At 65.9% G+C, this 19137-nt stretch carries 19 protein-coding genes and 1 riboswitch; of the genes, 11 read left to right on the top strand and 8 right to left on the bottom strand.

Annotated features, from left to right (window positions below; translation table 11 throughout):
- The first annotated feature begins 94 nt into the window (after nt 1-94).
- Together GEV01_RS11175 and GEV01_RS11180 are read left to right on the top strand one after the other, a co-directional pair.
- Complete coding sequence (locus GEV01_RS11175) at nt 95-1471, top strand: sensor histidine kinase (protein ID WP_152804313.1); 1377 nt, start codon at nt 95-97, stop codon at nt 1469-1471.
- 67 nt (nt 1472-1538) lie between these two features.
- On the top strand, nt 1539-2435 hold the full coding sequence (locus GEV01_RS11180; RefSeq protein WP_152804315.1) for a LysR family transcriptional regulator: 897 nt from the start codon (nt 1539-1541) through the stop codon (nt 2433-2435).
- On the opposite strand, the gene GEV01_RS11185 is transcribed toward GEV01_RS11180, so the two are convergent.
- A complete protein-coding gene (locus tag GEV01_RS11185) occupies nt 2407-2769 on the bottom strand; it encodes a hypothetical protein (RefSeq protein WP_152804317.1) in 363 nt (120 codons plus the stop codon). The genes GEV01_RS11180 and GEV01_RS11185 overlap by 29 nt on opposite strands.
- A gap of 164 nt (nt 2770-2933) precedes the next feature.
- On the opposite strand from GEV01_RS11185, the gene GEV01_RS11190 reads away from it, so the two are divergent.
- Genes GEV01_RS11190 through GEV01_RS11220 form a run of 7 tightly spaced genes read left to right on the top strand, consistent with a single transcriptional unit; the run spans nt 2934 to nt 9438 of the window.
- Nucleotides 2934-3251 (top strand): DUF4148 domain-containing protein, encoded by a 318-nt coding sequence (locus GEV01_RS11190; RefSeq protein ID WP_152804319.1) that lies wholly within the window; start codon nt 2934-2936, stop codon nt 3249-3251.
- A gap of 26 nt (nt 3252-3277) precedes the next feature.
- Entirely contained in the window at nt 3278-4720 is a 1443-nt protein-coding gene (locus GEV01_RS11195) for an efflux transporter outer membrane subunit (protein ID WP_152804321.1), read from the top strand.
- A gap of 50 nt (nt 4721-4770) precedes the next feature.
- A complete protein-coding gene (locus tag GEV01_RS11200; protein ID WP_152804323.1) occupies nt 4771-5268 on the top strand; it encodes a MarR family winged helix-turn-helix transcriptional regulator in 498 nt (165 codons plus the stop codon).
- Nucleotides 5269-5282: 14 nt separating this feature from the next.
- Nucleotides 5283-7445, top strand: a complete 2163-nt coding sequence (locus GEV01_RS11205) for an FUSC family protein (RefSeq protein ID WP_152804325.1) — start codon at nt 5283-5285, stop codon at nt 7443-7445.
- Nucleotides 7435-7635, top strand: a complete 201-nt coding sequence (locus tag GEV01_RS11210) for a DUF1656 domain-containing protein (RefSeq protein ID WP_008446277.1) — start codon at nt 7435-7437, stop codon at nt 7633-7635. The genes GEV01_RS11205 and GEV01_RS11210 overlap by 11 nt, the downstream gene beginning before the upstream one ends.
- Before the next feature lie 35 nt (nt 7636-7670).
- A complete protein-coding gene (locus GEV01_RS11215) occupies nt 7671-8531 on the top strand; it encodes an efflux RND transporter periplasmic adaptor subunit (protein WP_328595489.1) in 861 nt (286 codons plus the stop codon).
- Nucleotides 8524-9438: a LysR family transcriptional regulator gene (locus tag GEV01_RS11220; protein ID WP_152804327.1), complete on the top strand. Its 915-nt coding sequence runs from the start codon at nt 8524-8526 to the stop codon at nt 9436-9438. The genes GEV01_RS11215 and GEV01_RS11220 overlap by 8 nt, the downstream gene beginning before the upstream one ends.
- On the opposite strand, the gene GEV01_RS11225 is transcribed toward GEV01_RS11220, so the two are convergent.
- The 6 genes from GEV01_RS11225 to GEV01_RS11250 all read right to left on the bottom strand — a co-directional run bounded on the left by GEV01_RS11225 (nt 9398) and on the right by GEV01_RS11250 (nt 14818).
- The gene (locus GEV01_RS11225) at nt 9398-9895 is read right to left on the bottom strand and encodes an ester cyclase (protein ID WP_152804329.1); all 498 of its coding nucleotides are present in this window, start codon (nt 9893-9895) and stop codon (nt 9398-9400) included. The two genes, GEV01_RS11220 and GEV01_RS11225, sit on opposite strands and share 41 nt — an antisense overlap.
- Nucleotides 9896-10012: 117 nt before the next feature.
- On the bottom strand, nt 10013-10759 hold the full coding sequence (locus GEV01_RS11230) for an SDR family oxidoreductase (protein WP_152804331.1): 747 nt from the start codon (nt 10757-10759) through the stop codon (nt 10013-10015).
- Between the two features lie 49 nt (nt 10760-10808).
- Complete coding sequence (locus GEV01_RS11235) at nt 10809-11141, bottom strand: hypothetical protein (RefSeq protein WP_070270002.1); 333 nt, start codon at nt 11139-11141, stop codon at nt 10809-10811.
- Between the two features lie 10 nt (nt 11142-11151).
- Nucleotides 11152-11814 (bottom strand): thiol:disulfide interchange protein DsbA/DsbL, encoded by a 663-nt coding sequence (locus GEV01_RS11240; RefSeq protein WP_008446266.1) that lies wholly within the window; start codon nt 11812-11814, stop codon nt 11152-11154.
- An 86-nt stretch (nt 11815-11900) separates the two neighbouring features.
- Nucleotides 11901-12797, bottom strand: a complete 897-nt coding sequence (locus GEV01_RS11245; protein WP_152804333.1) for a cobalamin-binding protein — start codon at nt 12795-12797, stop codon at nt 11901-11903.
- Nucleotides 12797-14818 carry a TonB-dependent receptor gene (locus GEV01_RS11250; RefSeq protein WP_152804335.1) on the bottom strand — a complete coding sequence of 674 codons (2022 nt, stop codon included), beginning with the start codon at nt 14816-14818 and terminating at the stop codon, nt 12797-12799. Before GEV01_RS11250 ends, GEV01_RS11245 begins: the two co-directional genes overlap by 1 nt.
- Nucleotides 14819-14899: 81 nt before the next feature.
- Nucleotides 14900-15074: riboswitch (cobalamin riboswitch) on the bottom strand.
- Between the two features lie 111 nt (nt 15075-15185).
- Here GEV01_RS11250 and GEV01_RS11255 point away from each other — a divergent pair.
- Nucleotides 15186-15983, top strand: coding sequence for a DODA-type extradiol aromatic ring-opening family dioxygenase (locus GEV01_RS11255; RefSeq protein WP_152804337.1), 798 nt, complete (start codon nt 15186-15188; stop codon nt 15981-15983).
- 10 nt (nt 15984-15993) lie between these two features.
- Here the strand turns inward: GEV01_RS11255 and ylqF are convergent, their stop codons facing one another.
- Complete coding sequence (ylqF, locus tag GEV01_RS11260; protein ID WP_152804339.1) at nt 15994-16944, bottom strand: ribosome biogenesis GTPase YlqF; 951 nt, start codon at nt 16942-16944, stop codon at nt 15994-15996.
- 133 nt (nt 16945-17077) lie between these two features.
- Here ylqF and GEV01_RS11265 point away from each other — a divergent pair, with 133 nt between their 5' ends.
- Nucleotides 17078-19063: an OPT family oligopeptide transporter gene (locus GEV01_RS11265; RefSeq protein WP_152804341.1), complete on the top strand. Its 1986-nt coding sequence runs from the start codon at nt 17078-17080 to the stop codon at nt 19061-19063.
- Nucleotides 19064-19137 lie beyond the last annotated feature (74 nt).

Here is a 19137-nt window from a genome sequence, read left to right on the forward strand (position 1 = left end):
CTCATCGTCTGCTCCCTGGCAGTTCGGTTGATGCTGGATTGTAGGCGAGACAACCTTTGGCTCACCTTAAGATGGCTGCGGTTATACTCCCCGCATGCAAAAATTGAAACTGAACCTGGGCCAGCCGACGCTGGTGCGGCGCGTGATGCTGTCCCTGCTGGCGGCGTTCTGCCTGGTGTGGCTGGTGCTGATGGGACGGGAGCTTTCCGTCGCCATCGACCACGAAGACTTCGACCGCCGCGTGCGCGCCCTTGGCGACAATGTGCAGGTGACGCTGAACGACGTGCAGAGCGAAGAGGCGGCACGCACCGCGTTGGCCGCCACCTCCAATCTGATCAACCAGAGCTATCGCGACCAAAGCGTGCCTGGCATCCTGGCGCTCCAGCTGTCGCGCGCGGATGGCACGCGCATCTACCTGTCGCCCGAGACGAAAGGCACGCCGCTGCCGACTCTGGGCGTGGACATCGGCAGCACCGAGATCGGCGGCCAGCCGTTCCGCATCCACCAGCGCCGCGTGGGCGCATGGACGGTGACCGTGGCGGCGCAGAAGATCTCCAACTGGTGGATATTGCGCCGCATGGGCACGGAACTGGGCGTCAACATGCTGATCGCTCTGCCGCTGGTGGTCCTGCCGCTATGGTTCGCGGTGCGGCGCGGATTGAAGCCTTTGCAGGAGCTTTCGGCCCACATCGTCGGCAAAGGCGGCCATGATCTGACACCGCTGAACATCGTGCCGAAGTACCAGGAGCTCAAGCCGCTGGCGACAGCACTGGACAATCTGCTGGACCAGTTGCGCCGCCGCGTGGCGCGCGAGACCAGCTTCGTGCACGATGCCGCCCACGAGCTGCGCACGCCGATGGCGGTGATCTCGGTCCAGGCCCACGTGCTGGTGAAGGCGCAGGACCAGGCGCAGCGCGACGAGGCCGAGCAGCGCATGGACCACGCCATCGCCCGCGCCTCCCACCTGGTGCAGCAGCTGATGGAGATGGCGCAGCTGGAGCGCGGCACCGAACAAGGCCTGTCGCTGCAAACGCTGGACGCGGCGCAGATGGCGCGGCAAGCCATCGTCGACCTGGCGCCGGCGGCGATGGAGCGCGACATCGAACTGTCGCTGGAAGCGCCGGACGCGCTGCCGCATGCGCTGGACCACCATGCATTCCTCTCCATCCTGCACAACCTGCTGCACAACGCGGTGCGCTACATCGACGACGGCGGACAGGTGACGGTGGAACTGGCCCGCGTCGACGGCGCGCTGCGCCTGGCCGTCAGCGACAACGGCCCCGGTATCCCCTCCGCAGAACAGGCGCTGGTGTTCGAGCGCTTCTACCGCTGCGCGGGCCAGAACGTCTCCGGTTCGGGACTGGGATTGTCCATCGTGCAGCGCGCGGCCCAGGGCTTGCGCGGCGCCGCGCGGCTGGAAGCCGTGCAGCCGCGCGGCTGCCGCTTCGTGGTCGACATCCCGGCCGCGTGACCGCAGGCGAATAAAGGCGTTAATATTGCCGGTACTATGCAATATCAACCAACAAACCGGGCACCCCATGGACCGTTTTAACGCGATGCGGATTTTTACCCGCATCGTCGAGCTGGAGAGCTTCAGCAAGGCGGCGGACGATTTGCAGATTCCGGCGGCCACCGCCACCTACACCATCAAGCAGCTGGAGGCGCGGCTGGGCGTACGCCTGCTGCAAAGGACCACGCGCCACGTCAGCGCCACGCTGGACGGCCAGGCCTACTACCATCGCTGCGTGCGTATCCTGGCCGATGTCGAGGAAACCGAAGCGGGCTTCGGCACCAGCGGCGTGGCGCCACGCGGCAAGCTGCGGGTGGATTTGCAGGGCACCCTGGCGCAGCATTACGTGCTGCCACGGCTGGCCGAATTCTTCGAACGCTATCCGGACCTGGAACTGGAGATCGGCATGGGCGACCGCCTGATCGACCTGGTGCGCGACGGCATAGACTGCGTGCTGCGCGTGGGCGAGCTGCGGGACTCCAGCATGGTGGCCCGGCGCGTGGCTACGCTGCAGCAGGTCACCTGCGCCAGCGCCGCTTATCTCGACAAGTACGGCACGCCCGCCACGCTCGACGACCTGGCCGGCCACCGCGCCGTCAACTTCTACTCCGCCAGCAGCGGCAAGATGTTCCCGTTCGACTTCGTGGTCGATGGCGAGGAGCGCAGCATCACGCTGCCCGGCATCGTCACGGTCAGCAATGCCGAGGCTTACGTGGCCTGCTGCGCCAGCCATCTCGGCCTGGTGCAGCTGCCGCGCTACCACGTCACCGGTCTGCTGGAGAGCGGCGCATTCCGCGAAGTGCTGGGCGCATGGCGGCCCAAGCCGATGCCTGTATCGGTGCTGTATCCGCACGCGCGCCAGCTGTCGCCGCGCGTGCGCGTGTTCGTCGACTGGATTACGGACGCGATGTCGGCGGCGAGCTAGTACGCGACCAGTCGCGCCGTTCTCCCCGCTCGTCCGACGCGGCATCCCCGGCCTCCGCAACTTCGCGGAACTCGCCATCCACCACCGGGATCGTTTCAATGTGATCGAAGCCGATGTCCGCATCCGGCGGCAGCGTTTCGACATCCACGCCGGCGCGTTCGCCCGTGCCTTCCGCATCGGTGTCACTATCGAGGCCCACGTCCGGCTCACCGGCGACGTCGCTGCCGCTGTCGGAGTTGTCGCTGGGGCCCAGCGCGCGCGTGCCGTGGCCGCGTCCCAGTGTGCGGTCGGTACCTACCGGGATATTGTCCGGGTCCAGGGTGCTGTCAGCCATGATCTGCTCCTTCCAGTGAAAACCCGATTGAACCACCGGCGCCGCCGCCCTTCCGTGCGGATGCGCGCATAAAGGCTATCGTGCCGATAGGTATTTTTTACTTTACAAATGTAATATTCATCTCTATAGTTACTCCATACCGCAGCCAACCAAGGAGAAACGCCATGAGCACCACGACCAAAAATCTGATCCGCGCCGCAGCCACCGCAGCATTCGCCATCGCCGCCACGGCCACCACCGTCACCAGCGCCTTCGCGCAGAGCACCGCGCCGGCCGCCGCCACGGCAACCGCCGCGACCACCAACGCCGCGCAAACCGCCGTCGCCAACGGCGCGCTGGCGTCGACCACCAAAGCCCAACCGGCCGGCCTGACCCGCGCCCAGGTGCAGGCGGAATTCCTCGAAGCGCGCAAGAACGGCACGCTGATCGAGAACGAAGCCGACATGGATGTCGCCCAGACCAAGAAGCACTACACCAAGTAATACGCAAGTAATCGGAAGCCCAGTCCATGCAAACGCCACGCGCCCTCCAGACTACCGCCCTCGCCGCATGTGTGCTGGCGGTGCTGGCCGGCTGCGCCGACATGGGCAAGGTCAAGCCGCAGGCAGTCGCGCTGAAACCGGCCGAACTCAATGCCGGCAAAGCCATCGCCGCCGCCAGCGCCAACGTCGCCTGGCCCGAGCAGCAGTGGTGGGAAGCGCTGCATGACGCGCAGCTGAACAAACTGGTGGCCGCCGCGCTGGCCGACAATCCGTCGCTGCGCGCCACCCAGGCCCGCGTGCGCCAGGCCGAAGCGCTGGCCGGCGTCGCCAAGGCGGGCACGCTGCCGCAGGTGAACGCCTCCGCCAGCGCCGACCGCGAACTGTATTCCGCGCACAGCACCGTGCCCGCTCCATTGGCCGGCAACTACGCGTGGAAGAACACCGCCACCTTGTCCGGCTCCTACGACCTGGATCTGTGGGGCCGCAACCGCGATGCGCTGGCCGCCGCGCTGGACGAGGTCCACATGGCGTCGGCGGAATCGCAGATGGCGCGGCTGACGCTGGAATCGGCCATCGTGCGCAGCTACATCCAGCTGTCGCTGGAATACGCGTTGCAGGACAGCGTGGCGCAGAACCTGGCGCAGCGCCAGCGCATCCTGGAGATCACGCGCAAGCGCCAGGCCGCAGGGCTGGCCAGCGAGATCGAAGTCGCGAGCATAGAGACCACGCTGCCGGCGGGACGGCGCGAGCATGAGCAGATCGGAGAGTCGATCGCCCTGCTGCGCAACCAGCTGGCGGCACTGATCGGCAAAGGACCGGGCGACGGAGATGCGATCGCCCGGCCGATGCTGGCCCTCGACGCCGGCCATGGCGACGCGGTGCCCGCCTCGCTGCCGGCGGAGCTGGTCGGCCACCGGCCCGACATCGCGGCGCAGCGCTGGCGCGTGGAAGCGGCCAGCGCCCGCATCGCCGGCGCCAAGGCCGATTTTTACCCGAACATCAACCTGGCGGCCTTTGTCGGCTTCCAGTCGCTGGGCTTCACGCACTTCCTGGACGCTAACTCCGCCATGCGCGGCGTGACGCCGGCCATCAGCCTGCCGATCTTCGAAGGCGGACGACTGCGCAGTCAATTGGGCAACCAGACCGCGCTCTACGACGGTGCGGTCGAACAGTACAACGCGGCCGTGGTGCAGGCGATGGCCGATGTGGCCAACGCGGTGGTCCGCATCGATTCGGTGAAGCAGCAGGACAAGCTGGCGCAGCGCGCACTAGCCTCGGCCAGGCGCCAGCAGGAGCTGGCGGAACGCGCCTACCGCGCCGGCATGACCGACGCGCTGAACGTGATCAACGCCCAGTTGGTGTTATTGAACGAAGAACAGCAGATGGCGCAAGTGGCTAGCAAACAACTAGATAACTACACATTGTTGATGACCGCGCTGGGTGGAGGCATAAAACTGGATTTGCCGTGATGCTTAGATAGTACAATCAAAGCCTTTGAAAAACGTATGAGGAGCAGGCAATGAGCAGTTTTGAAGCGACTAAAAAACGCCTGAAAAACATCCATGCCCGAATGCCGGACTTCCCCGAGGATTTGATGCGCGTGCTGCGCATGACCTACCACATCCAGAAACGGATGAAAGACCTGAGCAACGCGGCGCTGCGCAAATACGATCTGGTCGACGCCAGCTATATGGTGTTGGCCGTGCTGTACGGCTCGGACGACGAGACATCCACCGCCTCCACGCTGGGCGAGGCGTGCATGGAAAAGCCGGCCAACCTGACGCGCGTCTGCAATGACCTGGAATCCCAGGGCTTGATCACGCGCGGCAACCGCCCCGGCGACCGCCGCTGCGTGATGATCTCGCTGACGGACGCCGGCCGCGAGCTGGCCGCCAAGGTGCTGCCGGAAGTATGGTCGGCCACCACCCATGCCTACGACGGCTACAGCGCGGAAGAAGTTAAAGTACTTGAAGCGCTGCTGAAAAGGCAGCTGGACAATTTAGAAGCACTCACATAGCCTGAATCGACGCCATGAACCCTCCCCAAGCCGCCACTCCCACCCCGGACACCAGCGCGGCCAGGGGAGCCATGCGCTGGCTGGCGGCGGAAGCCAAAGGCTGGTTCAACACCGAGGGCGAGCGCTGGGTCTTTGTCGCCAAGACCATGCTGGCCTCCTTCTCCGCGCTGTGGCTGGCCTTCCGCCTCGGCCTCGACGCTCCCTACACCGCCCTCGCCACCACCGTGATCCTGGCCCTGCCCAGCAGCGGCATGGTGCTGGAAAAAGCCTTCTACCGTTTTCTCGGCACGCTGGTCGGCTGCGCAGCCTCGCTGCTGCTGGTGGCCTTGTTCCCGCAATCGCCGCCGCTGCTGTTCATCGGCGTGGCGGTCTGGATCGCCCTGTGCACCGGCGGCGCCGCCATGCACCGCAACCAGCAGTCGTACAGCTTCGTCCTGGCCGGCTACACCGCCTGCATGATCGCGGTGCCGGCCATCGACTCGCCGGACCGCGTGTTCACGCTGGCCGTCACCCGCGTCACCGAGGTCGGGCTGGGCATCATCTGTGCCGCCGTGGTGCATGATGTGGTCTTCCCGCGCCGTCATTCGCGCACCGTGATGCGCACCGTGCAGGCGCGCTACGCCAGCTTCGTCACTTTCTGCACGCAGGTGCTGGAGCAGCGCCTGACGCCGGCCGAGACGGAACTGAGCCATCTGAAGTTCGCCGCCGACATCGCCGCGCTGGAATCGGGCCGCGCCGCCGCCTTCTTCGAGGCCGACCATCCACGCTCGCACACGCGCCAGCTGCACGCCTTCAACGCCGCCTTCATGACGGTGCTGACCACCTTCTACACGCTGCACCGGCTGATCCACCGCCTGCGCGGCGCCGCGCCACGGCATGCGCAGCCGGTGCTGGAGCTGGTCGAGCCGATGCACGCGCATCTGGCGCTGGCCCTGCGCGACGAGCTGACGCCGCAGCGCATGGCAAGCATGCGCACCGTGCTGGCCGCCGATATCGCCGCCGCCCGCAGCCGGCTGGCCGAGGCGGAAGCCATGGAGGCCGCAACGCCGGTCACGCGCGCGCAGCAGATCGACTTCGACACCGCGGTGGAGCTGCTGGAGCGCTACGCCCGCGACATGGAAGCCTTCACCGGCCTGTATCACGGTCTGGCGCAGGAGAAGCGCAAGCAGATCAGCGATCCTGGCTCCTACACGCCGAAGACGCCGCCGGCCATCGTCGCCGCCAGCGGCTTCCGCGCCGGCGTCACGCTGCTGCTGACGGCGTCCGCCTGGTACTGGCTGGCGTGGCCCTTCGTCGGCAACGCCATTTTGATGGCGACCATTTTCTGCGCGCTGGCCTCGTCGTCGCCGCGTCCCACGGCGCTGGTGCAGCAGGTGCTGATCGGCTTTTTGCTCGCCACGCCGCTGGCCTTCGTCAGCGAATTTTTCCTGGTCGCTCGCGCCAACGACTTCCCGACGCTGATCGTGGCGGCGCTGCCGATCTTCGTCTTCGGCAGCTACCTGATGACCAGCCCGCGCTGGGCTGGCGTGGGCATCGGCATCTGCATGTTCTGCGCGACGCTGCTGGTGCCGACCAATCTGATGCACTACGACGTGGAAAGCTTCATGAGCAGCGAGCTGTCGCTGACCATGGGAGTGGCGGTGGCCTACCTGATGTTCAAGGTGGTGCTGCCCGAGCACACCATGGGCCAGAAGGACCACGTGGCCGCCGCCCTGTGGCGCGAGGCGCAAGGCGCTTGCACCGCGTCGATGTACCGCCTGAAGCGGCGCTTCGACAACCGCGTGCGCGACCTGCTCAGCCAACTGAACGCCGCCTCCGGTCCGGCGCCAAGCGAAGCCGCTCGCGCCGTGGTGCGCCAAGGCCTGACCTTGCTGGAGCTGGGCCACGCAGTGATCGAACTGCGCCAGCTGATCGCCGGGTCGCAACCAGGTCCGGTGCCGACGGCGCTGAAGCTGGTGGTGCGCGAACTGGCCGCCTACCTGCGGGCGCCGTCGAACGCGAGCGGCGGCACGGCGCTGCAATCGATACTCGACGCCGGCGCCAGCGTGCGCGCCGCCCTGCCCTCGGCCACGCCGGAGCGCAGGCTGCGCCTGCAAACGGCGCTGACCGACCTGCATTCCATTTACACGTCCTTGCTGGACCAGATAGCTACAGGAGAAACCGACCATGCCGCGTGAGATAGACTTTTTCGGCGTACTGCTGCCCGGCGTGCTGCCGCTGTTCCTCGTCAGCCTGGTGCTGCAAGTGGCGCTCGACAGCGCCTTGAGCCACCTCGGCGCCTACCGCCGCAGCTGGCATCCGGCGCTGGTGCGTCTGTGCCTGTTCGCCTGCATCTTCAGCGCACTGCTGGTGACGCTGTATAAATAAAGTATAAATAATTTATCTCAATCAGAAAGCCCGCCGTGAGTGCATCCAAAATCTTCCGTTTTTTCCTGACCATGCTGCTGTTGGCCGCCGCCCTGTGGATGGGGCGTTCGGCCTGGGACCACTACATGGAGTCCGCCTGGACCCGCGACGGCCGCGTCAAGGCCGATGTCGTCACCATCAGCGCCGATGTCGCCGGCACCGTCACCGAGGTGAAGGTCCGCGATAACCAGCTGGTCAAGCAGGGCGACGTGCTGTTCGTGGTCGACGCGGCGCGTTACCAGAGCGCGCTGGCGCAGGCCAACGCCGTGCTGGCGTCGCAGCAGGTGGAGAAAGGCCGCCGCAGCAAGGAGGCCAGCCGCCGCGCGGGGCTGGACAGCTCCATCGTCTCGGCCGAGAACAAGGAGACGGCGGAATTCGCGGTCGGCACGGCGACGGCGCAGTACCAGGCCGCGCTGGCGGCGCGCAATCTGGCGCAGCTCAATCTGGAACGCACGGTGGTGCGCGCGCCAGTCACCGGCTACGTCACCAACCTGAACGTGCATGCGGGCGACTTCGCCGCCGTCGGCGCGGCCAAGCTGGCGATGATCAACAGCGCCTCGTTCTACGTGGTCGGCTACTTCGAAGAGACCAAGCTGCCGCTATTGAAGGTGAACGACGCCGTCGAGGTGCACCTGATGAGCGGCGCGGCGCAGCTGAAGGGGCATATCGAAAGCATCGCCCACGGCATCACCGACCGCGACGCCAACACCGGCCGCGAGCTGCTGGCCGACGTCAACCCCACCTTCAACTGGGTGCGGCTGGCGCAGCGCGTACCGGTACGCATCCACATCGACCAGCAGCCCAAGGGCCTGGACCTGGTGGCCGGCACAACCTGCACGGTGGTGATCCATGGATAACGGCGCCGATCGTTTCAGCACCATCCGCCTGTTCCTGGACGCGGCGCAGCTGGGCAGCTTTTCCGCCGCCGGCCGCAAGCAAGGCATGTCGCCGGCGGCGGCCAGCGCCTGCATCCAGCGGCTGGAGGCTTCGCTCAAGGTCAAGCTGTTCGAGCGCACCACGCGCCAGCTGCGCCTGACCGAGGAAGGCCAGATGTACCGCCACTTCAGCGAGCAGGCGATGGCGCTGATGGCGGAGGCGGAAGCCGGCCTGCATTCGGGCGGCGACGGCGTGCGCGGAATGGTGAAGATTTCGGCGCCGTCGGACCTGGGCCGCAATGTGCTGATGCCGATGCTGGACGAGTTCCGCGCGCTGCACCCGGAGCTGCAGTACGCGCTGACGCTGAGCGACTCCACCGCCAACATGGTGCAGGACGATATCGACCTGGCGATCCGCTACGGCCAGCTGGCCGACAGCGAGATGGTGCGGCGCGTGCTGGCGCCGAGCCGGCGCGTGGTGTGCGCGTCGCCGGTGCTGATCGCGCAGACTGGCGGCCCGGCCACGCCGGAGGAGCTAGCGCAGCTGCCGACGCTGGTGCTGGTGACGGCGCTGGGGCCGATGCAGGAGTGGCGTTATTGCAGCAACGACGAGGCGGACGAGAAGCGCGCGGTGCGCGTGCGCCGCACGCAGCAGAGCAACGACGGCGAGGTGATACGCAAGTGGGCCATCGCGGGCCAGGGTTATGCGTACAAGTCCATCCTCGATATCGCGGGTGATCTGCGCAGCGGCAGGCTGGTGACGGTGCTGGACGAATACTTCACCGAGAGCGCGCCACTCAACCTGCTGTATCACCGCAACCGCTATCAGCCGCCGCGCATTACGCTGCTTATTGAGTTTTTGCTGGAGCGCTTTGCAGACCTGGCATGACGCCCATTTGCTGTAACAGGGTCAGGTTGTCTTCCAGGTGCCAGTTCTCGGCGATGCGGCCGTCGGCCACGCGGTACAGGTCGAAGGCCTGGAAGTCGATCACCTGCCCCTTGCCAGCGGTCGCGCCGAACTGGCCGGTGAAGTGACCGCTGAAATGCAGGTGCACTGCCACGCGGTCGCCGTTGACGACCATGTCGGTGATTTCGGCTTTCAGGTCGGGCACGGCGGCGCGGAAGCCTTTCGACGCTTGCAGCGGGCCGTTGACGCCCTGCTCGCGCCCTGCCGGCAAGGTGCGGTCCATGAAGTTCGGGGCCAGCGCTTGGGCGGCCAGTGCAGGGTCGCCGGTGTTCCAGAAGGCGGCGTAGCGGCGGGCTGCCTGGATGGTGAGGTCGGCGGTGTTGTCGGCGTGGGCGGCGCCGGCCAGCAGCAAGGCGGCGAGCAGGAGGGAGCGTTTCATGGGCAGTCCTTTCGTTGATTGGATGCCCAAATTGTGCGCCGCCCGCCGCCGCGCGGGAATTGGCCTGGCGCTTGAAGCAGCTGCTTGCTGCGGTTGAAAATGCCACGCAGTGGGAGGCTAGCGCGCCCCGGCGGCGTCGATGATGGCGCCGCTGACGTAGGACGATTGTGGGCTGAGCAGCCACAATATCGTCTCCGCGATCTCCTCCGGCTGGCCGCCGCGCAGCATCGGCACGTTGGACTCCAGCCGCGCCACGCGCCCGGGATCGCCGCCGCTGGCGTGGATATCGGTATAAATCATTCCCGGCCGGACGCAGTTCACCCGTATGCCCTCGGCCGCCACTTCCTTCGACAAGCCCAGTGTCATCACATCGATCGCGCCTTTGGACGACGCGTAGTCGATGTAGACGTTAGGCGCCCCATGCTTCGCCGCGCCGGACGACAGGTTGACGATGCCGCCACCCTGCCCGCCGCTGGCGGTCGACATGCGCTTGACCGCCTCCTTGCTGCACAAGAAGTAGCTGATCACATTGGTGGTGAACACCCGCTGCAAGCGCTCCACCGACATCTCCGTCAAGCGGCACTGCTGCTCCAGCACGCCGACGTTGTTGACCAGCGCCGTCAACGGCCCCAGTTCCTCATCGACGGTTTCGAACAGGCGCTGCACATCTGCCTCCACGCTGACATCGGCCTGCACGGCGATGGCCTCGCCGCCCTCGGCGACGATCTGCGCGCGCAGCTTGTCGGCCGCCTGCGCGTCGTTCAGGTAGTTGATGCAGACGGCGTAGCCGCGCCGGCTGGCCATCAGCGCGGTCGCCGCGCCTATGCCCCGGCTGCTGCCGGTAACGAGTATCACTTGTTTCATAAGCTACCTTATCAAAGAAAAAGCCCGCTGCTGCGGGCTTGGGCCATGCTTATTTTTCCGGGCTGACGTGGGTCAGCGCGTAGCTCACATGCTCCCACCAGTGCTCGCGCGAGTGCACGGTGCGCAGGCACTTCTTGTCGATTTCGCCCTTGAAGACGGGGTCGAAGCACTGCTTGGTCATCAGCGCGTTGCGCTGGTTCTCGGCGTTGCTCAAGGCGATCACCAGCCAGACGATGAAGCCCAGCGCCAGCACCGCCAGGCTCCAGGCGACGTGGTTGATGTAGGCCCATTCGAACAGGGTCTCGATGACAGGCGAAGACTCCTTGTATATCTTCATGACCTGGCCCTCGGCCGCTTTGCGTTCGTCGCTGATTTCTTTCATGGCGCTATCCTTACTTCTTTCCGGCGCGTTCCTGGGCCGACTTGGCTACCAGGCTGTCCGCCACTGCAAACACGGCTGCGTGCACCTCGGGGGTGGACGTCAGGCCATGGCCCGCCACCGACGGCGATGTCGTGTAGTGACCGTCGATCACAAGCGTCGGAGCACTGTCCAGTTTATACTGGTTTGCCACCTGCACGCCACGCTTCATCTTAGCTTGGACACCAAACGAGTTGAAAAATTCCAGATATTTGGCCTTGTCGACGCCGTTTTTGACGACGAAGTCGAGGATGGCCTGGTCGGTATTGAGGCGGTTATGTTCGACGTGGACGGCGTGGAACAGCTTTTCGTGCATGCCGTTGCCCAGCGCGTTCATCGCCTCCAGCGTGAAGAAAGCCTTGGCTTGCGCATCCTCGCCCAGGTGCATGCGGCGGAAGACGATCTTGTCGCCCTGCTTCCTGACCCATTCGGCCAGCGGCGCTTCCAGCTGGTTGCAGTACGGGCAGTGGTACATGAACACTTCCAGCACTTCGACCTTCTTGCCGGTGTCGGGACGGTTGGGCAGGTCCAGCGTGTTGTAGTCCACGCCATTCTTGAAATCGGCGGCTTGGGCGCCGGCGGCGGCCAGGAAGGCCGCGGTGACGACCAGCGGGCGCAGGAAGCTCAGGAAACGCATGACAGTCCTTCATCGAGGGTAAGTGGCAAACGCCGCGAGATTACCACCTTTTCCACGATGTGCAAATTATGGCTGCATTAAACCCGTCAAGGCCGGTGCTGGCGTGCCGCTTCCAGCCGTTCGCACAGCACGGCGACGCCGTCGGCGATGCGCGGCGTGGCGCGCACCAGGGTTTCGCTGTCGATCATGAACAGGTTGCCGCGCTGGACCGCCTGCATGCCCTTGTACTGCTTCCAGATATTGATGCCGGCTTCGGCGTCGTGCTTCTCGCCGCCGACGATGGCTTCCGGATTTTCCTGCAACACGGCCTCGGTGCTGACCGTGGGCGCGGCCACCTTGAGCGCGGCGAACACGTTCTGGCCGCCGCACACGCGGAGCGCGTCGCTGACGATATGCTCGCCGCTCAGCGTGAACAGCGGCTTTTCCCAGATCTGGTAGAACACCCGCACCGTGGACCGCTGCGCGTAGGTGGCCGACAGTTTGGCGATGCGCTGGCGGTAGTCCTGCGCGGACTTTTGCGCGGCGGGTCCGGTGTCCATCAGCTGGCCCAGGCGGGTCAGACTGGTGGCCACCTCTTCCAGCTTTTGCGGGTCGCTGTAGAAGATGGGGATGCCCAGGCTTTTCAGCTGGTCCAGCTGGCGGGCGGTGTTCCCGCTCTTCCACACCACCAGCAGGTCCGGACGCAGCGCCAGCACATGCTCCATGTCGATGGTGGCGTTGCTGCCCACCTGCGGGATGCGCTTGGCCGCTTCCGGGTAATCGCTGTAGTTCATGACGCCGACCACGCGTTCGCCGCCGCCGGCCGCAAACAGCAGCTCGGTGATGTGCGGCGCCATCGAGATGATGCGCTGCGCCGGTTTGGCGACGGTGACGCTGTTGCCGGCGTCGTCCTTCACCGTGACGGCGGCGTGCGCGCACAGCGGCGCGCACGCCAGCGCCAGCACAGGCAAGGCGTAGCGAACGGTCGTGGTCAGGGCGCGCATCAGAACTCGTAGCGGGCCGACAGTTTCAGCTGGCGGCCGTCGGCGGTGTAGATGCCGTACTGGCAGCCGAACGCCTGCGAGAAGTAGCGCTTGTCGGCCAGGTTCTGGCCCGACACCGCGAACTCCCACTGGCCCAGCTTGCGGGCGTAGCGCGCATCCAGCGTGGTGTAGGACGGGATCTGCGCCGGGCACTTGTTATCGAAGTCGCCGCCGTAGCGCTGGCTGTCTGCCCACTGCACGCCGACATCGGCGGTGTGGCCGGTGGCCAGGGTCCAGCTCAGGCGCGCGGTCAGCGTGTTCTTCGGCACCAGCACCATCTCCTTGCCGCTGTTGACGCCTTCGGTGAACTTGGCGTCCACGTGCTGGTAGTGCGCGTTGACGCTCCAGTTGGCGTTGATGCGCTGCTCGGCATCGAGCTCGAAGCCTTCGCGGCGGGTCGGCGCCAGGTTGGTGTTGGCGCCGTAGCCGAAGTTCAGCGTCGGATCGTAGAAGATCTCGTTGGTCAGGTTGTGGCGGAACACGCGGCCGGTGATCTTCTGGCCGGTGGCGCCGTAGCTGACGCCCAGTTCCAGGTCGTGCGACTGCTGCGGCACCAGCAGCACCTTGTTGGTGTCGACGGTGTAGCCGTTTTCGTCGGCGTTGGCGACGCGGTAGCTCTGGCCGGCCTTGCCGTACACGGTCAGCTTCGCGACCGGCATGTAGCTCGCCTGCAGTTCCCAGGCATTCAGGCCTTGCGCCAGTTTGTAGTTGTTCAGGCCGAAGGTGTTCAGCGGATCGTTGAAGTCCTTGTTGAAGATTTCGCGGCGCACGCCGGCCGATACGCGGCCTTCATGGGCGGCGTCGAAACGCAGCTCGTCGCGCACGTACACCGCTTTCGAGTGCTGGGTGGCGTCGGCCGCCGAGAAGTGGCCGCTGTCGGCGCTGACGCGATTCCATACGGTCCAGTCGAAGCCGGCCACCATCTCGTTCAGCAGGCCGTTGATCTCGCCCAGGCGGCGCACGCGCGGCGAGAACTGGGTTTGTTTGCTGTCCATGGTGTAGGTCGACGCACCTTTGGGGCCGGCGTAGGTCGACTCCACCGTCTTCTTGCGGTAGGACAGATCGGCCGCCAGCTCGTAGCCGCCGATGCGGCGCTGGCCGAAGGCGGTGAAGCGGTCGCTGTCGAGATTGGCGTAGTCATTGGGCGTCTTGGCCATGCGCGGATTGGCGTTGTACTCCGCCTGGATCAAGGAACCCGAAAGGCGCATGTCCTGGCGCGCGCCTTCGTAACGGAAGCCTGCGCGGCCGGCGTTGTCGAACCATTGCGCGCCGCCGCTGAAGTGGGTCTGCTTGAATTCGTTGTTGTCGCGGTAGTTGTCGGTGCGCTGGGTGTCCAGCGTGGCGTCGGCGGCGAAGCCGTCCCAGGCCTGGAAGCCGGACACGCGCGCTTCGCCGGCGCGGAACTGGCCGCCCTCGACGAACACGCTGCCGCGGCGGCTGTTCTTGACCGGGCGTTTGGTGACGATGTTGATCACGCCACCGGTGGCGCCGTCGCCGTACAACACGCTGGCGCCGCCGCGCGTGATTTCGATGTGGTCCACGGTGTCGATAGGGATGGTCGACAGGATGGCGTTACTCAGTTCATTTTCCGACAGGCGCACGCCGTCCAGCACGATCACCATGTTCTGGCTGCTGTTGGTGCCGAAGCCGCGCAGGTCCAGGCCGAAGTCCGGGCTGCCGTCCAGGCTTTGGCGGCCGTAGACGCCGCCCACTTTGCGGATCGCGGCGTTGACGTCGTTGGCGCCGGCGCGCTGGATGTCTTCAGCGGTGATGATGGTGGCGCCGATCGGAGCCAGCGCCGGGTCGGCGTCGAAGCGCGAGCCGGTGATGACGATCGGTGCGAGCACCTGGGCGACCTGCGCGCCGGCGGTGGCGCCGGCAGCGGCGGCATCTTGCGCCAGGGCGCTGACGGGAACGGCGGCGGTAAAGCACAGGGAAACGGCGGCGGCCAGCAGGCGCGGTTGGAAAGCGGTGGAGTGCATGTCAGATCATTTTCAAAAGAGACATCCGCCTGCGTCCCCGCAAGCCGGAAGTGTACGGAAGCCGCGCGGATCGCATCACGCGCGCTTCCCCCAGGTCTGGCCGGTATCCGGGCTGGCAAGGCGCTCAAGCGGCCTTGCGTTACCGTTGCGGGGGCAGCACACCTTGGCCGTCACGCTGCGAGCGTGGGCGGCCTGTGTTTCCCGTTTAACTGCGCATGTGAGCACATGGGCAAGCACCAGAACCCCGGCATTATACGCCCGCGCTCCGTATCATTAACAATTTAGATATGACCTATCTACATTTCGCGCATTGATTACAACAGCTTCCGTCCTTATAGTGAGTCCATACTCAAACCGGAGCTTTACCATGAATGCATTGCCTAGCTATTTTCTTTCCCATGGCGGCGGCCCGTGGCCGTTCATGATGGACCAGGTGGGCCATCTGTACGGCCAGCTGGACGCGTCGCTGCGCGACATCCCGCGCCAGCTCGGCGTGACGCCAAAGGCGGTGCTGGTGATTACGGCGCATTGGGAGGGCCGCGATTTCACGGTATCGTCGTCGGCGCGGCCGCCGATGATCTATGACTATGGCGGCTTCCCGCCGCACACCTATGAGGTGCAGTACAAGGCGCCCGGTGCGCCGGAGCTGGCGGCGCAGGTCAAGCAGCTGCTCGATGCGGGCGGTTTCCCGGCGCAGCTGGACCCGCAGCGCGGCTTCGACCACGGCACCTTCAGCGCCATGTATCCGGTGTATCCAAACGCGGACGTGCCTATCGTGCAGCTGTCGCTCAAGCACGGCCTCGATCCGCTGACGCATCTGGAGGCGGGCCGTCTGCTGGCGCCCTTGCGCGAGCAGGGTGTGCTGATCGTCGGCAGCGGGCTCAGTTACCACAACCTGCGCGCCTTCAACGCCCAGGGCGCGGCGGCCTCGCATGCCTTCGACGAGTGGCTGCGCGCGACCATGGCGCTGCCGCCGCAGCAGCGCGCGGCGCAGTTGATGGAGTGGGAAAAGGCGCCGTCTGCGCGCATGGCGCATCCACGCGAGGAGCATCTGCTGCCGTTGATGGTGGTGCTGGGCGCGGCGGAGAACGAAGCGGCCAGCGTCCCCTATCACGAGGACGCGTTCATGGGATCGCTGGCAGTGAGCAGCTTCCGCTTCGGTTAAAGCTTAGCGCTTAAGTACCGCGCTTGCCGTTGGCGTAGGCTTCGGCCTTGGCGGCGGCGATCGCGGCTTTTTCGGCCGCCTTCACCGCCATCTCGGCGTCATGCACGTCCAGCCGCTCCTTGCGGTTGTTCGGCGTCTCCAGCGAGATGCGGCCCAGGATGCCGCTGCGGTAGTCGCCCAGGAAGGTGTGCGAGGCTTTTTCGAAATCGAGGTCGCCGCCCTTCTGGCGGAAACCGCGCTTGGCCGCCACGCCCTCCACCACCGCGATGCCGTCGAACGTTTCGATGTCCTTGAAGCCGTAGCGCGCCACCAGCAGCTGCGGGTAGTACTTCAGCATCTCGTCGGCCAGGAACACCGCCACCTCTTCTTCGATCAGCGCGTTCGAGCCGATCGCGTGGCTGGCGGCCAGCATCAAACCGTCGCTCGGCAGCGCGATCTTCGGCCACAGCATGCCCGGCGTGTCGACCAGGATGGTGTTCTTGTCCAGGTAGAGCTTCTGCTGCTGCTTGGTGACGGCCGGCTCGTCGCCCACCTTGGCCACCTTGCGCTTCAACAGCGCGTTCATCAGCGTCGACTTGCCGACGTTGGGGATGCCCATGATCATGATGCGCAGCGGCTTGGTCGGCACGCCGCGGTGCGGCGCCAGCTGCTTGGCCAGTTCCGGCACGCGCGCCACGTCGGCCGGCTTCTTGGTCGTCATTGCGAACGCGGTCACGCCTTCCTGCGCGTTGTAGTAGGCCACCCAGGCCGCCGTGGCGGCCGGATCGGCCAGATCGACCTTGTTAAGGATCTTCAGGCACGGACGCTGGCGGAACTTGCGCAGCTCCTCCACCATCGGGTTGGTGCTGGCCTCGGGCAGGCGCGCGTCGACCACCTCGATCACCAGATCGGTGTTCTCCATCTGCTCGGCCGCCTTCTTCTTGGCGGCGTTCATGTGCCCTGGGTACCATTGTATCGACATGCTCTGACCTTCAAAATCGTTCTGACAATCCGCTATTTTACCTGCTGGCCCGACTGGACTTCGGATATCATGAGGCGCTTTTCCGTTTTTCTGACCATATAAACAATATTATTTCTCCACCGGAGTGCTGAAGATGAGCATAGCTGCACCGTCCAACCCCAAGGAAATCACCGTTCGCGGCATTATCCTGGGCATACTGATCACGCTGGTCTTCACGGCGGCTCAGGTCTACCTGGGGCTGAAAGTCGGCCTGACGTTCGCCACCTCGATCCCCGCCGCGGTGATCTCGATGGCGCTGCTCAGCGCCTTCAAGGATGCCACCATCCAGGAAAACAACATCGTCCAGACCATCGCCTCGGCCGCCGGCACGCTGGCCTCGGTGATCTTCGTGCTGCCCGGCCTGCTGATGATAGGCTGGTGGGCCAAGGTGCCGTTCTGGCCGACCTTCGGCGCCTGCGCCATCGGCGGCGTATTGGGCGTGATGTACACGATGCCGCTGCGCCGCGCGCTGGTGTCGCAGTCCGACCTGCCCTACCCGGAAGGCGTGGCCGCCGCTGAAGTGCTCAAGGTCGGCATGGCCTCGCGCGCCGGCGCCGCCGAAGGCAAGGCCGGCCTGTGGGCCGTGATCTGGGGCAGCGTGGCTTCGGCCGTGTTCGCCGCCGGCGCCGCCGTCAAGCTGATGGCCGGCGAAGTGGCGATCTACTTCCGCACCGGCTCCGGCGCCACCGGCATCGGCGCCTCCAGCTCGCTGGCCCTGATCGGCGCCGGCCACCTGATGGGCATCACGGTCGGCATCGCCATGCTGGCCGGCCTGGTCATCGCCTGGGGCATCATGGTGCCGCTGATGACGTCGCTGAGTCCGGCCGCTGCCGGCGTCGACGCCTCCGCCCACGCGCTGGGCATCTGGTCCAAGGAAGTGCGCATGATGGGCGCCGGCGTGATCGGCATGGCCGCGATCATCACGCTGGCCGGCCTGGCCAAGCCCATCTTCGGCGGCCTGAAGTCGGCGATGGAATCGGCCCGCAAGGCCAAACTGAACGGCGGCGTGCTGGACCGCACCGAGCAGGACTTGCCTATCTTCGTGGTCGGCCTGGTCACGCTGCTGTCGATGGTGCCGGCCGGCTGGCTGCTGGCCAGCTTCCTGCAAGGCGGCCCGCTGGGCTCGCTGGCCTTCCCGCTGGTGGCGGTCGGCATCGCCTACATCCTGGTGGCCGGCATCTTCGCCGCCGCCGTCTGCGGCTACATGGCCGGCCTGATCGGCTCGTCGAATTCGCCGGTGTCCGGCATCGCCATCCTGACCATCCTCGGCGCCGCGCTGAGCGTGGGCATGGTCGGCCGCAGCATCATGGGTCCGGAAGTGGCGCAGGCGCTGATCGCCTACGCGCTGTTCGTCACCACCGTGGTGCTGGCCGTGGCCGTGATCGGCAACGACAACCTGCAGGACTTGAAGACCGGCCAGCTGGTCGACGCGACGCCGTGGAAACAGCAGGTCGGCCTGCTGATCGGCGTGGTCGCCGGTTCCTGCGTGGTGCCGCCGGTGCTGGAGCTGCTCAACCACGCCAACGGCTTCGTCGGCGCCCCCAACCTCAACTCGATCTCGGACCAGCCGCTGGCCGCGCCGCAGGCGCTGCTGATCTCCACGCTGGCCAAGGGCGTCATCGGCGGCCAGCTGCGCTGGGACCTGCTGGGCTATGGCGCCATCGTCGGCCTGGTGCTGGTGCTGATTAACTTCGGCCTGAAGAAGTCCAGCAACGGCAAGTACTCGCTGCCGCCGCTGGGCGTGGGCCTGGCGATCTACCTGCCGAGCGCGGTGATCACGCCGGTGTGCATCGGCGCCGTGGCCGGCTACCTGTTCGACCGCGCCATGGAGCACAAGGTCGGCGGCGACACCGCCAAGCGCCTGGGCGTGCTGGTGATGTCGGGCTTCATCGTCGGCGAGAGCTTGTTCAACGTCGCGCTGGCGGGCCTGATCGTGGTTTCCGGCAAGGGCGAGCCGCTGGCCATCGCCAACTCGCTGAGCGAGGCGCAGACCATGGTGGTGGCGCTGATCTTCGGCGTGGCCATGGTGTGGGGCTTGTACCGCTGGTCGGCCAAGAGCGGCCGCAGCGTCGCCGCCTGATGTAGCGCCCGCCCCTCGACGCCCTGCCTTCCGGCAGGGCGTTTTTCATTGGGGCCGGGCATTGTGACAATTAG

The sequence above is a fragment of the Rugamonas rivuli genome, assembly GCF_009380165.1.
GTDB classification, from domain to species: domain Bacteria; phylum Pseudomonadota; class Gammaproteobacteria; order Burkholderiales; family Burkholderiaceae_D; genus Rugamonas; species Rugamonas rivuli.

Bases quoted from the DNA above. Each gene is read 5' to 3' on its own strand.
- GEV01_RS11175 (WP_152804313.1), top strand. From the start codon at position 95: ATGCAAAAATTGAAACTGAACCTGGGCCAGCCGACGCTGGTGCGGCGC.
- GEV01_RS11180 (WP_152804315.1), top strand. From the start codon at position 1,539: ATGGACCGTTTTAACGCGATGCGGATTTTTACCCGCATCGTCGAGCTG.
- GEV01_RS11185 (WP_152804317.1), bottom strand. From the start codon at position 2,769: ATGGCTGACAGCACCCTGGACCCGGACAATATCCCGGTAGGTACCGAC.
- GEV01_RS11190 (WP_152804319.1), top strand. From the start codon at position 2,934: ATGAGCACCACGACCAAAAATCTGATCCGCGCCGCAGCCACCGCAGCA.
- GEV01_RS11195 (WP_152804321.1), top strand. From the start codon at position 3,278: ATGCAAACGCCACGCGCCCTCCAGACTACCGCCCTCGCCGCATGTGTG.
- GEV01_RS11200 (WP_152804323.1), top strand. From the start codon at position 4,771: ATGAGCAGTTTTGAAGCGACTAAAAAACGCCTGAAAAACATCCATGCC.
- GEV01_RS11205 (WP_152804325.1), top strand. From the start codon at position 5,283: ATGAACCCTCCCCAAGCCGCCACTCCCACCCCGGACACCAGCGCGGCC.
- GEV01_RS11210 (WP_008446277.1), top strand. From the start codon at position 7,435: ATGCCGCGTGAGATAGACTTTTTCGGCGTACTGCTGCCCGGCGTGCTG.
- GEV01_RS11220 (WP_152804327.1), top strand. From the start codon at position 8,524: ATGGATAACGGCGCCGATCGTTTCAGCACCATCCGCCTGTTCCTGGAC.
- GEV01_RS11225 (WP_152804329.1), bottom strand. From the start codon at position 9,895: ATGAAACGCTCCCTCCTGCTCGCCGCCTTGCTGCTGGCCGGCGCCGCC.
- GEV01_RS11230 (WP_152804331.1), bottom strand. From the start codon at position 10,759: ATGAAACAAGTGATACTCGTTACCGGCAGCAGCCGGGGCATAGGCGCG.
- GEV01_RS11235 (WP_070270002.1), bottom strand. From the start codon at position 11,141: ATGAAAGAAATCAGCGACGAACGCAAAGCGGCCGAGGGCCAGGTCATG.
- GEV01_RS11240 (WP_008446266.1), bottom strand. From the start codon at position 11,814: ATGCGTTTCCTGAGCTTCCTGCGCCCGCTGGTCGTCACCGCGGCCTTC.
- GEV01_RS11245 (WP_152804333.1), bottom strand. From the start codon at position 12,797: ATGCGCGCCCTGACCACGACCGTTCGCTACGCCTTGCCTGTGCTGGCG.
- GEV01_RS11250 (WP_152804335.1), bottom strand. From the start codon at position 14,818: ATGCACTCCACCGCTTTCCAACCGCGCCTGCTGGCCGCCGCCGTTTCC.
- GEV01_RS11255 (WP_152804337.1), top strand. From the start codon at position 15,186: ATGAATGCATTGCCTAGCTATTTTCTTTCCCATGGCGGCGGCCCGTGG.
- ylqF (WP_152804339.1), bottom strand. From the start codon at position 16,944: ATGTCGATACAATGGTACCCAGGGCACATGAACGCCGCCAAGAAGAAG.
- GEV01_RS11265 (WP_152804341.1), top strand. From the start codon at position 17,078: ATGAGCATAGCTGCACCGTCCAACCCCAAGGAAATCACCGTTCGCGGC.